Annotated in this window: 13 protein-coding genes; 3 read left to right on the top strand and 10 right to left on the bottom strand. The window is 71.8% G+C overall.

Translation table 11 applies throughout. From position 1 onward, the window contains the following. Window positions 1-441: 441 nt before the first annotated feature. The 3 genes from OG286_RS10925 (at window position 442) to OG286_RS10915 (ending at window position 1,965) form a co-directional block, all read left to right on the top strand. Window positions 442-948: a DUF6296 family protein gene (locus tag OG286_RS10925; RefSeq protein WP_396323494.1), complete on the top strand. Its 507-nt coding sequence runs from the start codon at window positions 442-444 to the stop codon at window positions 946-948. Window positions 949-1,575: 627 nt separating this feature from the next. Beyond that, complete coding sequence (locus OG286_RS10920; protein ID WP_396323493.1) at window positions 1,576-1,791, top strand: hypothetical protein; 216 nt, start codon at window positions 1,576-1,578, stop codon at window positions 1,789-1,791. Window positions 1,792-1,794: 3 nt separating this feature from the next. Beyond that, window positions 1,795-1,965 (top strand): hypothetical protein, encoded by a 171-nt coding sequence (locus OG286_RS10915; RefSeq protein WP_396323492.1) that lies wholly within the window; start codon window positions 1,795-1,797, stop codon window positions 1,963-1,965. A 15-nt stretch (window positions 1,966-1,980) separates the two neighbouring features. On the opposite strand, the gene OG286_RS10910 is transcribed toward OG286_RS10915, so the two are convergent. The 10 genes from OG286_RS10910 to OG286_RS10865 form a co-directional block, all read right to left on the bottom strand. Continuing rightward, window positions 1,981-2,595 carry a hypothetical protein gene (locus tag OG286_RS10910; RefSeq protein WP_396323491.1) on the bottom strand — a complete coding sequence of 205 codons (615 nt, stop codon included), beginning with the start codon at window positions 2,593-2,595 and terminating at the stop codon, window positions 1,981-1,983. Between the two features lie 477 nt (window positions 2,596-3,072). After that, window positions 3,073-4,983, bottom strand: a complete 1,911-nt coding sequence (locus OG286_RS10905; protein ID WP_396323490.1) for an amidohydrolase — start codon at window positions 4,981-4,983, stop codon at window positions 3,073-3,075. A 55-nt stretch (window positions 4,984-5,038) separates the two neighbouring features. Next, entirely contained in the window at window positions 5,039-5,872 is an 834-nt protein-coding gene (locus OG286_RS10900; RefSeq protein ID WP_396323489.1) for an alpha/beta fold hydrolase, read from the bottom strand. Between the two features lie 211 nt (window positions 5,873-6,083). Next, window positions 6,084-6,794, bottom strand: a complete 711-nt coding sequence (locus OG286_RS10895) for an alpha/beta fold hydrolase (protein ID WP_396323488.1) — start codon at window positions 6,792-6,794, stop codon at window positions 6,084-6,086. A gap of 19 nt (window positions 6,795-6,813) precedes the next feature. After that, window positions 6,814-7,686 (bottom strand): AraC family transcriptional regulator, encoded by an 873-nt coding sequence (locus OG286_RS10890; RefSeq protein WP_396323585.1) that lies wholly within the window; start codon window positions 7,684-7,686, stop codon window positions 6,814-6,816. After that, a complete protein-coding gene (locus OG286_RS10885) occupies window positions 7,670-8,629 on the bottom strand; it encodes an alpha/beta fold hydrolase (protein ID WP_396323487.1) in 960 nt (319 codons plus the stop codon). The genes OG286_RS10890 and OG286_RS10885 overlap by 17 nt, the downstream gene beginning before the upstream one ends. 160 nt (window positions 8,630-8,789) lie before the next feature. After that, the gene (locus tag OG286_RS10880; RefSeq protein ID WP_396323486.1) at window positions 8,790-10,037 is read right to left on the bottom strand and encodes a PucR family transcriptional regulator; all 1,248 of its coding nucleotides are present in this window, start codon (window positions 10,035-10,037) and stop codon (window positions 8,790-8,792) included. A gap of 138 nt (window positions 10,038-10,175) precedes the next feature. Further along, window positions 10,176-13,019 carry an ATP-binding protein gene (locus OG286_RS10875; RefSeq protein WP_405365141.1) on the bottom strand — a complete coding sequence of 948 codons (2,844 nt, stop codon included), beginning with the start codon at window positions 13,017-13,019 and terminating at the stop codon, window positions 10,176-10,178. Window positions 13,020-13,134: 115 nt separating this feature from the next. Beyond that, window positions 13,135-13,749 carry an FMN reductase gene (locus OG286_RS10870; RefSeq protein WP_405365139.1) on the bottom strand — a complete coding sequence of 205 codons (615 nt, stop codon included), beginning with the start codon at window positions 13,747-13,749 and terminating at the stop codon, window positions 13,135-13,137. After that, a complete protein-coding gene (locus OG286_RS10865) occupies window positions 13,746-14,843 on the bottom strand; it encodes an LLM class flavin-dependent oxidoreductase (RefSeq protein ID WP_396323483.1) in 1,098 nt (365 codons plus the stop codon). The genes OG286_RS10870 and OG286_RS10865 overlap by 4 nt, the downstream gene beginning before the upstream one ends. Between the last annotated feature and the right edge of the window lie 125 nt (window positions 14,844-14,968).

Below are 14,968 nucleotides of genomic sequence, written 5' to 3'. Positions count from 1 at the left end.
CGGGTTCGGCTAACCGCTGGTGCCGCGACGAAACAGCCCTCACAGCATCGGCGCGCCGGGCACCCGGGGCTCCGGGCAGTATCACCGCGCCCGGCACGACCGCCCGGCAGACGTGCTTGACGCACCCATGCGGATGCCCCATCTGGCAGACGGCCACACCGGGCCTGCCCGGCGACGGCCCGCAGCGGCTCGGCCGACCGGCGGGGGTGCACGGGCGCCGCCGAGTGAGGCGCCGCCACGGGTGGTTGTGGGGCAACCCGGCGTGACGGTGAGACGGCGGGCGATCCGACAGGAGGGACGAACGGGCGGTCGTCGTTCAGCCGTGCGGCGGATGGGCCCTTCTCCCGCTCGGTCCGGCATCGGGCACGGCAGGCACAGGGGCGTGCGACAGCTCCTGTCAGGACTTTTGACGCCTTGGGCTCCGGGGTCCATGGTGGAGTGATGGACGGTGAGTTCGCGACCGGGTTTCCTGAACGCGGACGTGGCAGGTTGCTGCGCCGTCCGGAGGGGCCGGCGGCGCGGGTGCGGCTTCGGCTGTTCGTCCGGCTGGGCGCTGGCCCTACGCGCTACGCGGTCACCCTCCCAGGTCCGCCCGGTGCCCACCGGCCGCCGGACGTCGTCGTGGTCCGGCCCAACGGCGAGACCACCACGGACGGCAACCCGGTGTCTGCCGATGTCGCCGGGACTCTCCGGGCAGAGATCCTTGGCGAGGTTGCCCGAATTTCTGACCGCCGGGCCAGCACCGGATCGGCACACCTGCCTGCACGCCACCGCGCTGCCATGACCTTGGTGGGACAACGATCGTCGTCGCCGTGGTGGCGACACCTCCGACGGCGCTATCGGCGAGGCCCCGCCTGGGTGCGGACCGGCGACCGGGCGCCCCCGGGCCTCGTCCGCTCGCCTTGTGGCGGGCGTGCTCGTCCGAGTTCGGCGGGGCGGCCGCGGTGAGGTCGACCCGATTCGACCGGAGCGGAGCGAGCACGCCCTGTCCGCGGACTGTTGGAACCGGACCCTGCAGCACCGGCAGTCCGAACTGCTGGCCGTCGCCGCGATGGCCACGAGACTCGCACACCGTGCACCGACAGGAGCTTCCCATGGCAGACGAGGACATGCAGCACGAGGAGCCGCACGACGAAGACCGGAACGATCGGGCAGCTGCAGCTGCAGCTGCCGCCGGAGCCGCTCCGCCCGCGGACCGCTCGTACGGGGACAGAGCCTCCGACCACGCCGACCCGGCAGACGGGCCCGACCCGCGACGCCCCGACAGCGGTCCGGTTCGGCAGGGTTACGACGCCACCGCGGAGAGCGCGGCCGCTGCCGCCGACCCGCGTACCCCTGCGTTCCGCCGCCGGAGGACGACGCCGGTCACGACGAAGCCGCGCGCACCGGGCAGCGCGGCGACCGGAAGCGGAGTGGGTGATCGATCCGCGGGGTACCCGGTCCCGGCCTCGCATCCTGCCGCCGAGGCAGCGCGTCACTGTTGGGCGCGGCGGTCTCGTGAGCCGGTCGCCCGCTCATTCCCCGATTGAGAACTGCCCGCTCGGGCAGGCGCCCGGGAGCTGACGAGGAGGAGCCATGGACGACATCCCCCAGGGCGGTGCCGGCGGAGTACCCGGCCACCACGACGACACCGGCGACCGCGGGAGCCCGGACCAGCAGGACCGGCGGGACCGGCAGGTGAAGACGGTACGGGCCGGCGAGCCCGTCGCCGAACAACAATCCGACCGGCAGGAACCCGGCCGCGAACAGGCTGCGGGCGACCGAGTCGAAGACTCCGGATCCGGTGAATAGCCAGTGAAAGCTCTGACCTGGCACGGCAAGAGGGACGTCCGGGGCTTCTACGCCCGCCTCGGCTTCCGCCCGACGGGCGGGTTCAGCGGGGACCAGGAGATCGCGGAGCTGGAGCTGGTCCGAGCAGGGCGGGGCGGGCGCCCCGGCCGCCGCCGGGTCGCCCGCGTGTTCTAAGGGTGTTGCTCAGACTCAGCCGACCAGGCGGAACTTGGTGGTCGGCACACCCTGGATGCTGGCGCAGTCCAGGTTCGAGGTGGTGGCGCTGTAGGTCCAGCCGCGAGGGACGTCGCACGCCCACATGCCGTTGACCGGCGTGCGGAGGTGGAAGGTGGTGGAGGGGATGCCGCTTCCGTACGACAGGTTGCAGGAGGTGCTGCGGCCGACGAAGTCATAGGTGAAGGCGGGGGTGCCCACGCAGGCGGTGAGGCCGTCGTACGGGGTGCGCAGGTGATAGGCGTTGGAGATCACGCCGGACTGCTGGCTGCACGCGTAGCCCCAGGAGATGGAGTCGTAGACGAAGGCCGGCGTGCTGATACACGCGGTCAGCCCGTCGACGGGCGTGCGCAGGTGGAACTGCGGCGAGTTCCAGGTGCCGCCGCCGCTGCAGCTGCGGTTCATGGACACCTGGTCGTAGACGTAGCCGGCCGGGACGTCACAGGCCCACACGCCGTCCAGACCGGTGGTGGCGGTCGTGGCGGCGGAGGCGGGCGCGGTGGCGGCCGCGCCGGAGAGCAGCAGCGCCAGCGCGGCGAGGGCCGCGAGCAGGGCGGATCGGACGGTTCGTGCGGTTCGTGCGACGGACATGGTTCGCCTTCGGTGGAGGAGTTGCCGATGGATGCACGGTGCTGACGGCGGTGGTCGCGGGTGAGCGTTCACTGCCGCCGACGGTTCTAGCACGCACGGTGGGCCGCCAGCCCGATGCTCCGTTCCGGATTGATCATTCCGCCGACCGCCGTCTACACACCTGTGCGCGGTTCCTCCGGTTCATGTCAGCCGATCGCCGCCGCCTCCTGCCGAGCCTGGCGCAGGCGATCTCATGCTCGTGACGGTGGTACTCGGCGAAGCCGCCGGGGGAGCTGGTCGCGGCAGTCAGCGCGAACAGGGCCAGTGCGAGCGGGTGGCGGTCGTGGATCCGCGGGCGGGCACGGGGAGGAGGGGGAGACGGAGGAAGTCACGAAGGTGGTCCTTTCACGGCTCTCGCCGGGCAACGCCGTGCGCCGCCAAGCGGCAAGGGCTCGGCGGCGCACGGTGGTTGAACCGGTCAGGCCGGAAGCGGGCGGCTCAGAGGAAACAGGGGTCGTCCAGTGCGGGGCCGCCGCCCTGTCCGGGTACCCATTGGCCGCGGGCCGCGCGCCAGGCACGCTGCTCGTCGGAGTCGGCCGCCGCCTCGGCCAGCCGCTCGGCCTGCCGGACACCGGACAGGCTCGGCGCCGGAGTGGCCTGGTAGCCGCCGAAGCGTGCCACCGGGCTCCACAGCGGGACCACGGCCGGCAGCTCGGGGGCGAGGCCCTCGTGCTCCTGGGCGCCGTACACGATACGGCCGCCGACCACGGTGAGCACCGACTCGATGTGCGGGATGTCCGACTCGGGGACGGTGAGGTAGTCCGCGCTGAGCACCGTGAGGTCGGCGTAACAGCCCACCCGAAGACGGCCCTTGACCTCTTCCTCGCCGGTGAGCCGGGAACCGCCGAGGGTGTACAGCTCCAGCGCCTCCTCGCGGCTCAGCCGGTTGGCCGCCGGGCGCAGCGCGCGTCCACTGACGGCCCGTCCGGAGATCAGCCAGTGCAGGGCCACCCACGGGTTGTAGGAGGAGACCCGAGTGGCGTCGGTGCCCGCGGCCACCGTCAGGCCGCGCTCCAGCATCGCCCGCACCGGCGGGGCGTCGGCGGCCGCGGCCGCGCCGTAGCGCCGGACGAACGCCTCGCCCTGGAAGGACATCCGGTTCTGCACCGAGACGGCGCCGCCGAGCGCCGCGATCCGGTCCAGGCTCGCGGTGGAGACCGTCTCGGCGTGGTCGAAGAGCCAGCGGTTTCCGCCGGGGAACAGGCCCTCGGCGGCCAGCCGCTCGAAGACCGCCAGGTCACGGCGGATCGTCTCGTCGTAGCTCGCGTGCAGCCGGAAGCCCCAGTCGTGCTCCATCAGCAGGCGCACGGCCTGCTCGAACCCGGCCTCGTAGGGGCCGAGTTCGGGGCGCGGCTCGGAGAAGTTCTCGAAGTCGGCGGCCGCCCAGGTGAGGTTCTCCCCGGCTCCGTTGAGTCGCAGCCATTCGTCCCCGTCGCCGGGTCGGACGGTCTCCACCCAGCGCCGCAGGTCGTCCAGCTCCTGCCCGGCGGTCTGCGGGAAGAGGTGGTAGGCGATCCGGAGCGTCAGCTGGCCGTTCTTCGCCAGCTCCGTGACGGTGCCGTAGTTCTCCGGGAAGCTCTGGAAGCCGCCCGCCGCGTCGATGGCGGAGGTGAGCCCGAAGCGGTTGAGCTCGCGCAGGAAGTGCCGGGTGGAGACGGCCTTGTCGGCCTCGTCCAGGGTCGGAGCCTTGGCCAGCGTGGAGTACAGCAGCAGGGCGCCCGGTGCGGCCAGCAGCATGCCGGTCGGCTCGCCGTCGTGAGCGCGCACGATCTGCCCGCCGACCGGGTCGGGGGTGTCCCGGGTGAAGCCTGCGGCCCGCAGTGCCGCCCGGTTGAGCAGCGCCGACTGGTACAGGTGCAGCACGAACACCGGGGTGTCGGGGGCGGCGGCGTTGAGTTCGGCGAGGGTGGGCAGCCGGCGCTCGGCGAACTGGTCGGCGGACCAGCCGCCCACCACCCGGACCCACTGGCCCGGCGGGGTGCGCTCGACCTGGGCGCGCAGCATGGCCAGCGCCTGGCGCAGCGTCGGCACGCCGTCCCAGCGCAGCTCCAGCACGTAGTTGAGGCCACCCCGGATGACGTGCAGGTGCGAGTCGTTGAGGCCGGGGACGGCGCGCCGGCCCAGCGCGTCGACCACGCGGGTGTGCGGGCCGACCTGCGGCAGGACGTCGGCGTCGTCGCCGATGGCGGTGATCAGTCCGGCGCGGATCGCGACCGCGCTCGCCCGAGGGTGCAGGGGGTCGCCGGTGTACACCTTGGCGTTGCGTACGACCAGGTCTGCGGTGTGCTCAGGGGAGTGGCCGGGGGCCGGCGGGCCGGGACGGATCCCGGCGACGGGCATGCTCGACATACGATCTCGCTTTCGGGGAGCAGGGGAGCAGAGGAGGGGAGTGGGGGAGCGCCGGTCAGCCGCCGATGAAGGTCAGCAGTTCTCTGTTGACCTCGGTGGCGTGCGTCCAGATGAGACCGTGCGGGGCACCTTCGAGCACCACCAGGCGGGCGCCCGCGATGGCCTTCGAGAGTGGGACGGCGGTCGAGCGCAGCGGCAGGGTGCGGTCGGCGTCGCCGTGGATGATCAGGACGGGGACGTCGATCTTCGGCAGGTCCGCGCGGAAGTCGGTGAGCCAGGTCGGGACGCAGTCCACGGTCGCCTTGGCGGAGGCCGAAACGCCGACGTTCCAGCTGTACTGGACGACCTGGTCGCTCACCCGGTCGCCGCCGAGCACGTCCACGTTGTGGAAGTCGGCGAGGAAGCCGGCGACGAAGGCTGGGCGGTCGGCGCGGATGGCGCCCTGGATCTTCTCGAAGACGATGCCGTCGACACCGCCCGGGTTGTCATCGGTCTTCAGCAGGAACGGCGGCAGCACGCCGAGCAGCACGGCCCTGGAGACGCGCTCCGAGCCGTAGGTGCCGAGGTAGCGGGTGACCTCGCCGCTGCCCATGGAGAAGCCGACGAGCACCACGTCGCGCAGGTCGAGCCGGGTGAGCACGGCGTCGAGGTCGGCCGCGAAGGTGTCGTGGTCGTAGCCGAAGGAAGGCTTGTCGGAGGCGCCGAAGCCGCGGCGGTCATAGGTGATCACGCGGTGGCCGGCGGCCAGCAGCGCGGCCTCCTGCTTCTCCCAGGACGCACCGTTGAGCGGCCAGCCGTGGATGAGCACGACGGGCCGGCCGGTCCCGTGGTCCTCGTAGTACAGGTTGATGACGCTTGAGTTCTCCTCGTCGACGGGGAGGAAAGGCATGGGTGCACTCCGTGCAGGTGTGGCCCTGCCGACAACGCAGGCCGGCATGATGGGGACGCGGTACGGACGAATCTAGGGAACCGGGGGGCGGCGGCTTTCCACTGCACGCACCGGGTCTGGCCCGTCCGGGCAGTTCCGGATCAGGCGCTTCGGCCAAAGGAACGTGGCGCGGACGAACCGAGGTTCGTCCGCGCCACGCCGTGCGTTCCGGTCAGCTCGTCGCCCGCACCGCGTCCCTGATCAGATCGGCGACCTGCCTGGGCTCCGACAGGGCGACGGCGTGGGAGGCGTCCGGGAGCTCGACGACGACGGACCCGGCCCGCTCGGCGCCGTAGCGCTGGACCTCCGGGTTGATCGCGCGGTCGGCTCCGGCCACCAAGGCCCAGGACGGCTTGACCTGCCAGGCGGCTGCGGAGGCCGCCTCGGTGAAGGCCGCGGCGGCGAGCGGGCGTTGGGCCGCCGCCAGGACCCCGGCGACATCCTCCGCCACGTCCGCGGCGAAGACGGCGGGGAATGCCGCTTCGTCGATGGTGACCTCGACTGCGCAGTGGCCGTCGACGAGCGGGTACGTCCACGTCTTCAGGTTGCCCGCCAGCGACGAGTCGGGGAAGCGTCTCTCCAGATCGCCGAGGCTCTCGCCTTCGTGGAGCACGTACGCCGCGATGTAGACGAGCCCGACGACGTTCTCCGCGGCGCCGGCCACGGTGATCAGTGCCCCGCCGTAGGAGTGGCCGACGAGCAGGACGGGGCCGGAGATCTGGGAGACGACGGACGTGAGGTAGGCGGCGTCGGAGGCGAGGCCGCGCAGGGGGTTCGGCGGTGCGATCACCGGGATGCCGCGGCTGCGCAGTTCCGAGACGACGCCTATCCAGGCCGCTGCGTCGCCGAAGGCGCCGTGCACGAGTACGACGGTGGGGGTCATGGCGGTTCTCTTCTCGGTGTCAGGCCGCGTGCGGGGCGTCAGCGACGGCCGAAGTCGCCAAGGACTGCCATTCGCTCGGGGTCATGCCGTACGCGCCCCTGAAGGTGCGGCTGAAGTGCGAAGGGCTGCTGAAGCCCCAGCGGTGCGCCACCGCTGCCACGGTGAACCGTCGGTTGGACCGGCCCAGCTCGACCCTGCAGGACTCCAGTCGGCGTCGCCGCACCCACTGGCTCACCGTGACGCCCTCGTTCTGGAAGAGCTTGTGCAGGTACCGGACGGAGATGTGGTGGGCGCGTGCGATCGCTTCCGGTGAGAGGTCCGGGTCCATGAGGCGCTCTTCGATGAAGCACCGGATCCGGGACAGCATCTCGCCGCCGACCGTTGATGCCTCGGCCTCCTCGCCCTCCATGCCGGTTTCGAGGAGCTCCATGAGCAGGACGGACAGGAGGTGGACGGCTGTACGGGCGAGTCGGTCCCCGGGCCTGGGCCGGCGGAGATCGGCTTTGTCGGCGAGCGCGGACAGGAAGTCCGACACCAGAGCCCCCAGCCCGTCGCCACCACGCACGGGAACACCCACCACCCGGTCCAGTTCCGATTCCGTGACTCCCAGGTAGCCGCGGGGTACCCGGAAGAAGACCATCCGGCAGTCGTCGCCGAACTGCAGGAGGTGGCGCCGGGCCGGGTCGCAGAAGACCAGGTCGTGGGGCTCCAGAACCGTTCTGACCCCTTCGCGGACGCTGGTCGCCGATCCGCGGACGTGCATGCCGAGGTAGAGGAAGGTCCCGTTCCCCTCGCTCGGTATTCCGGAACGGATCTCGACGAGCCATTCGGAAGCGGACGCCGGCCGGATACCGGCCGGTTGCCGGACCTCCCTTTCAGGCGCGCGTGACATCACTGACTGAGCCATGAGAATTCCAAGCCTTCGGTTCTTCGCGGGAGGGGCAGCCGTTCGCACGGCCGCCGGCGTGGACACGGAGGCCGGTCTGGGCCCTCGTGTCCGGTTCCTCGGCGAGGAACTTCTCCACCACCGCGTTGAACGCCGCCGGGTTCTCAAGGAACGGGAAATGCGAACCCGCCACGTCGGAGGTGAAGACATGGAGTCGGGCGTCGGGAATCTGCTGGGCGATGAAGCGCTGCGAGTCGGGGTTCACATGACTCCCCTCGCAGCCGATCACCAGGGTCGGCACGTCGATCCGGGGAAGTACGTCGCGCCAGTCCTGGGCGCAGTGGTCGAACAGCAGAGGTACGCCGGCGTAGGCAGGCGTCGAGGAGATCTCCTGCGCGACGAAGGCGAGGATCTCCGGGTCCGGGTCACCCGAGAACATGCCGCGCACGAAGTCGGCGCGCACCTTGTCACCTCCGGGGGCAGCGAGCGCGGCACCCAGTTCGAGCAGCTGCGACACGTCGAAGATGGCGCCGGACTGCTGCTGCTCCTGCCCGGTCGTCCAGGGCACGGCAGCGACGGCCGCCGGCTGGTCGACGGCGACGAGGCGCCGGATCCGTCCGGTGCCGTACTGGTCGATGAAGCTCCACCACACCGAGACGCCCATCGACCACCCCAGCGCGTCGAACCGCACCAGCCCGAGGTGGTCGACGAGTTCGAGCACATCGCGGGAGAACCGAGCGATGCGGTAGCCGTGCTTCGGCTTGTCGGACAGCCCGTGGCCTCGGAAGTCGAGGGTGACCACACGACGCCCGGGAGACAGGTTCTCGACCTGGTGGCGGAACATCGCCTGCGTCTGGCCCCAGCCGTGAAGCATGACCAGGGGGATGCCCTCGCCACCGGTGTCCCGGTAGGCGATGCGTGTCCCGTCGGTGGTGATCAGTTCTTTCATGACCTCTTCCTTCCCTGGTCACGGGCCTGTCGTCCGGCCCGCGCCGTCTCTCACATCTTCGATGACGGCCCTTCGCCACCACCACCGCGCGCTGTAGGAATCGGGTCGGAGATCCTTATCGCTTTGTCGGAGAGGCGAGGGCCGGCCAGGATCAGCCGGATCAGGCGGTCGTGTCGTCGCCCGTGGAGAGGAGTTCCTCGATCCTGAGCCCCAGGTGCAGCGTGAGCCGGTGACCACCGTCGTCGAGGTCGAGTCCGGTGATCTCCTGGATCTGGCGCAGGCGGTAGTAGAGCGATGTGCGGTGGAGGCGCAACGCCTCGGCGGTCTTGGGGATCGATCCGGCGTGTTCGAGGTAGCAGCGCAGGGTGTCCCGGAGCCGGTCGTCGCCGTGGGCCTCGTTCAGGGTGCGCAGCGGCTCGGGCACGAGGGAGGCGTTCAGTGCGTGCTCGGGGAGCTGGAGGAGGACGGCGAACTCGCCGAGCAGGTCCCAGTCACCGATGCTTCGAAGCGAGGGGATCCGGCGTGCCGCGCGGGCCGCGACGAGGGACTGCTCGTACGACCTCCAGGCGTGCTGCAGGCCCAGGTGCCGCCCGCCGACACCGATGACCGGAGACGTCGACGGATCCAGGAACGTGGCGAGTTCCTCGAGGACGCGGGCCGACTGGGTGGCGACCTCGGGCGGGGCGGGAGGCCGCTCACGCAGTTGGAGCAGGATCGCCCGGTCCTGGTCGACCGCGAGGACGCCGTGCGCCGAACGTGTCTGCCGGAAGCCCTCCAGAGCCCCCCACAGAGCGGCCTCGGGTTGCCGGACGGGCTCCGTGCCGCGGCCCAGCTTGACCAAGGTGACCAGGACGTGTTCGGCCTTCCCGAGCAGCCCGAGTTCCACGGCCCGCCGACGCGCGGCGGTGCGGGTGACGACGTCGGTGTCGACGAGTTCCAGGACCAGGGCCTGCTCGTCGCTCCTCCGGCTGTCGGCGCCGAGCTGCTCGACGTACATCTGGGCCGCCATCAGGCCGGCTGCGCGCCCGATGGCTTCGGTCTCCCCGTCGCCGAGCGTCATCTCGGGCGCCACCACCATGAGCAGCCCCAGGAGGTGCCCGCGCTCGCGCAGCGGCACGACGTAACGGGGCAGGAGCCCGAGGTCGTCACGGCCCTCGATGAATCCGGGTCTGGCCCACTGCGTCACTCCTTGGGCGAGTACGTAGCGGATGGTGGCGTTGTCGGCACGGCCCTGCAGCAGCGTGCCGATGCGTACCGGGTCCTCGTCGCCGAAGTGGCGACTCGTGCAGACCACGCGGACCAGCGGATCATCGATCGCGACGGACCGGCCGAGCTGCTCCGCGAGTTCGTCGACGAGCGCCTGAAGTCCAGGGCTGCCAGGGCGGGCTCGCTGGAGCCTTGCGGTCATGCGCTGTTCCTCTCTCGACCAACTGTTCCCTGCGGAACGCTTCCTTTCCGCAGCTGTTGATCATTTTGAGGAGGCGACGACGTCGGCACATCGCATGAAAGGTCCATAGAGAGGGCATCGGCGGGGGATGCGAAGCGATCACTCTCCGTTGTCGCGTCTCTCCACCAGCCGGGCCAGCTCCGCGCGGGAGCCGATGTCGAGCTTGGTGTAGGCGCGGCGCAGGTGCGAACCCACCGTGTGGGGCGACAGGGAGAGCTCCTTGGCCACCTGCGGGTTTGTCAGTCCCTGGGCCACGAGCCGTGCCACCCGGAGCTCCGACGCTGTCAGCTCGGGCCATTCCTCGGCCGATCCGGCCGATGAGGGGCGTCGGCGCACGCCGGCGGCCCGCAGGCGTCGACGGACCCGCGCGGCGTGCCGCTCGGCACCTGACCGGGTGTAGAGGACGAGCGCCTTGTCCAGGTACGGCACCGCCTCGGGCCTGCGGGTGGTCGCGAGCTTGCGTCCGACGTCCTCCAGCGCCGACGCCCGGGCGATCGGGCGTGAGCCCCCCTCGTACAGCCGGACGGCGTGCAGGAGGTGCGCCAGATCGTTGTCGAGCAGCCCGCGGGCGTGCGCGGCACTGGCAGCGAGGATCGTGAAGTCCGGGTTGCGCGCGGCTCGCCGCTCGGCCACCTCGACGGCCGGGGCGGCCCGCTCGGATGCGCCGGCGCGCAGGGCCATGCGGACGAGGGCGGGAGTGTCCATCGGGTCGACCGGGCTCACCAGGGCCGGTCGTTCCTCGGCGAGCGCCGCCAGCACCTCGTCGAGTTCCGCCAGGGCGCGGTCGGGCCGGCCGTCGAAGTCCGCCAGCAGTACCAGCATCCAGGCGCCGACGCTACGGGCGAGCGGTGCGCCCGTACCCCGTACGCGCCGCGCCTGCGCCGCGCACCGCTGGGCGGCTTCGCGGTCGTCGGCGTGGATCGCCACTCGCGTCAGCGTGTACAGGAGCATGAGTTCAGCGAGGTCTCCGCTGTCGAACGCACCCCTCATGTCGGCGGCGGCTTCCGCCTCGGCCCGGGCTTCCGCCAGCCGCCCGGCCTCCAGGAGCGCCCGGGCGCGGTGCATGAGCCACAGGCGTGCGGCCGCCGCCTGGCCCTGGTGGCGGGCGTCGTGGACCCCGGCCTCGGCGAGCGTGAGCGCCTCCGCGGTGCGGCCGGCCACGGTCAGCAGCAAGCACTGCCACAGCGCCTCCGGGATCCAGACGGAAGGGGCGATGCCCAGGCCGGCCGCCAGGGCCGCCGCCCGGCTCGCCCGGCGGAGCGCCTCGTTCCAGTCCATCCGGTAGAAGCACAGGGCCGAGTCGACCACCATCATGGTGGCCTGGGCGATGCCGTCCCGGGCCGCGTCGGTGGCCTCCCGCGCCTCGGCAGCGGTCTGCTCCGCGCCCTCTGGGTCACCCGCCAGTGACAGGCCCAGGCACAACAGGGCGAGCAGTCGGGCCCGCAGCGCGGCCGGGATCCCGGGCAGTGCCGCCCCCGCACGGGCCTGGCGCACGGCCTCGGCGAAATCGAAGTGACTGGCAAGGCGCGCCATGGCGAGGCGTATCCGCGCCTCGTCGTCGGGCCTGAGATCACCGGCGGCCAGGGCCGACGCCCCCAGGTCGTGCGCCTGGGCCGGCTGCCCCATCTGCCAGAGCAGCGGGAGCGTCTCGGCGATGACCCTCGGCCGTTGCGACGGGTCCTCCATGGTGAGTTCCAGAGCTCTGAGGCTGAGCTCCGCCGCCGCTCCGGGCGCGGTGACCGCGAGATCGGCCGCGGCGGCACGCAGCCGTTCGACGGCCGTCCGGTCGCCGAGCCGCACGCCCACGGCCGGCGGCTCGTCGGGCCCGACCGGGGACGCCGCACGCGCCGGCGGCACCTCGGCGGCATGGCTCCGCAGGGTTCGGCGCAGGGCGGGAGGGAGTCCGGCTTCCACCGCCTCGCGGATCAGCTCGTGGCGGAACTCCAGACGGTCGCCCCTTTCGACGAGCAGACCGGAGTCGAGGGATTCCTGGATCGCGGTGATCAGCGTCGCAGGTGGTCTGCCGAGCAGCTCGGCCAGCAGCTCCACGGTGACGGCGCGTTCCACCACGGCCGCCGTTTCGACGAGTTCGCGGGCCGCGGTGGGAAGCCGGGCCAGCCGACCCGCGACGGACGGCAGTTGCGTGAGGGGGAGGGATCCGGCCGGGAGCCGTGCCGTGCCGTTCTCGATCGTCACCAGCCCCTCGTCCCGTACCGCGTCGAGCAGTTCCTCGAGCAACAGCGGCACCCCCTCGGCGCGGCGCGCGACACGCAGGACGTCCGGGCCGGGAGCCGCACCCAGGACGTCCTCCGCGATCCGGGCGACCGCCGGGTCGCCGAGTGCGCCCAGGGCCAGTTCGTGCGCCCCGGCCTGCCGAATCCGGTCAAGTGTCGTGCGGACCCGGGGAGGCACGCTCCCGTGGCGCACGGCCACCAGCCACAGGATCGGCTGCGCCGCGAGTGCGGCCGCGAGGGTGTGGAGGGTGAGCAGCGTCAGTTCGTCGCACCACTGGAGGTCGTCGAGGACGATGAGCAGCGGCCCGCTCCGAGCGGCCTCCCGCAGGCGGTCCCCCAGTTCCTGGAGCAGCCAGAACCGCTGGCCGGGCGTCGCGGCGAGGTCCCGTAGCCGGTCGGCCCCCGCGAGCGGCTCCTCCCCCGCGAACAGCCCGTCCAGCAACGGGCCGAGCGGCACGAACTGTTCGTCGGGGTCGGCTCCGCCCTGGAACACCCTCATCCCGCGCCGTTTCGCGGACGCCGACGCCTCCGCGAGCATCCGCGACCTGCCGATGCCCGCAGGGCCTTCGACGAGGACGATCCCGCCTGCCCCCCGGGCGAGGGCGTCGAGCCGCGCCTCGACGAACGCCAGTTCCTCAGCCCTGCCGCGGACCGGTGTCCCCCCACCCTCGACGTCCCCGAGGAAGGGCCATGTCGTCAATCGGTTCACACTCACTCCGCCGGCCGGGGCCGCACGGGACGGGGTTCGTCCAACGGCGGTACGGCGGATCAGTATGCGGCACGGCGGCTTCGCCCGGGCAGGCGGTGACCCGGAACGACCGGTCTCAGTCGAAGCGCAGGTCGGCGAGCTGCCGTTCGAGGGCGGTGACGTCGTCCTCGGGTTCGGCTCGGGGCGGGCGGTCGGCGAGGAGCGCGGCCAGCTCGCCGCCCGCCCGGCGGATGCGGCCGGGCAGGCCGTCGGCGTACTCGTCTCCTCCGGATCCCCAGTCGGCGGACGCGGCGTACACCGCGGTGGGAACAACAGTGGCGCGCAGATACGCGAAGAGCGGTCGCATGGCGTGCTCCAGCACGAGGGAGTGGCGAGCAGTACCCCCCGTGGCCGCGACCAGGACCGGTTTGCCCGCGAGGGCGTCCGGGGCGATCACGTCGAAGAAGGACTTGAACAGGCCGCTGTAGGAGGCCGTGAACACCGGCGTGACGACGATCAGCCCGTCGGCTCCGGTCACCGCGTCGATCGCGGCGGCCAGGCGCGGTGCCGGAAAGCCGGTCACGAGATGGTTGGCGACATCGCCGGCCAGTTCGCGAAGCCCGACGACCTCGGCCGACACGACACGGCCCCGGACGGCGAGTTCGTCGCGGACCGACTCGGCCAGCCGGTCCGCGAGCAGGCGGGTGGAGGAAGGGGTACTCAACCCCGCGGAAACGGCGACCAGCTTCACGCGGCGCCCACCTCCTGCGACGTGGCGGCGGCCGTGACCCGCGCCGCGTGCGTCGGGGCGTCCGGCACGTCGGCCGGGCGTCCGCTCGCGAACTCCCGGCGCAGAACGGGCACGACCTCCTCGCCGAGGATGTCGAGCTGCTCCAGGACCGTCTTGAGGGGCAGGCCCGCGTGATCCATCAGGAACAGCTGGCGCTGGTAGTCGCCCAGGGTCTCCCGGAAGGACAGGGTTCGGTCGATGACCTGCTGGGGCGAGCCCACGGTCAGCGGGGTCTGCTCGGTGAAGTCCTCCAGCGACGGACCGTGGCCGTAGACCGGCGCGTTGTCGAAGTACGGACGGAACTCCCGGATCGCGTCCTGCGAGTTCTTCCGCATGAAGACCTGGCCGCCGAGCCCCACGATGGCGTCCTCCGGGCGGCCGTGGCCGTGGTGGGCGTACCGGCGCCGGTACAGCTGCACCATGCGCCTGGTGTGATCGGCCGGCCAGAAGATGTTGTTGTGGAAGAAGCCGTCACCGTAGAACGCGGCCTGTTCCGCGATCTCCGGCGACCTGATGGACCCGTGCCAGACGAACGGCGGAACCCCGTCCAGCGGCCGGGGTGTCGACGTGAAGGCCTGCAGGGGCGTGCGGAACCTGCCCTCCCAGTCCACGACGTCCTCACGCCACAACCGGCGCAGCAGCGCGTAGTTCTCCCGGGCGAGGTCGATGCCCTGGCGGATGTCCTGCCCGAACCAGGGATACACCGGTCCGGTGTTGCCGCGCCCCAGCATGAGGTCGACCCGGCCGTCGGCCAGGTGCTGGAGCATCGCGTAGTCCTCCGCGATCTTCACCGGGTCGTTGGTGGTGATCAGAGTCGTGGAGGTGGAGAGGATCAGCTTCTCGGTGCGGGCGGCGATGTGGCCGAGCAGGGTGGTCGGGGACGACGGGACGAACGGCGGGTTGTGGTGCTCGCCGGTCGCGAAGACGTCCAGGCCGACCTCCTCGGCCTTGAGCGCGATGGCGACCATGGCCTTGATGCGCTCGTGCTCCGTCGGAACACGGCCATCGGTGGGGTCGGGTGTCACGTCCCCGACGGTGAAGATACCGAACTGCATGGTGCTTCCGTTCTCCTGAACCTGTCTGGATGCTGTGATCGCGGGCCCCGAAGCCGGAGAACGCCTGCCGTCCGGCTTCGGCGCCGCGGCAGCCGGGCCGGTCGTCCGGCTGCCGCGGGCGGGGT

The organism is Kitasatospora sp. NBC_00039, from assembly GCF_045160625.1.
Lineage (GTDB): Bacteria > Actinomycetota > Actinomycetes > Streptomycetales > Streptomycetaceae > Kitasatospora.
Note: the sequence above shows the minus strand (reverse complement) of the source record. Positions and strands in the feature narration are given on the sequence as shown.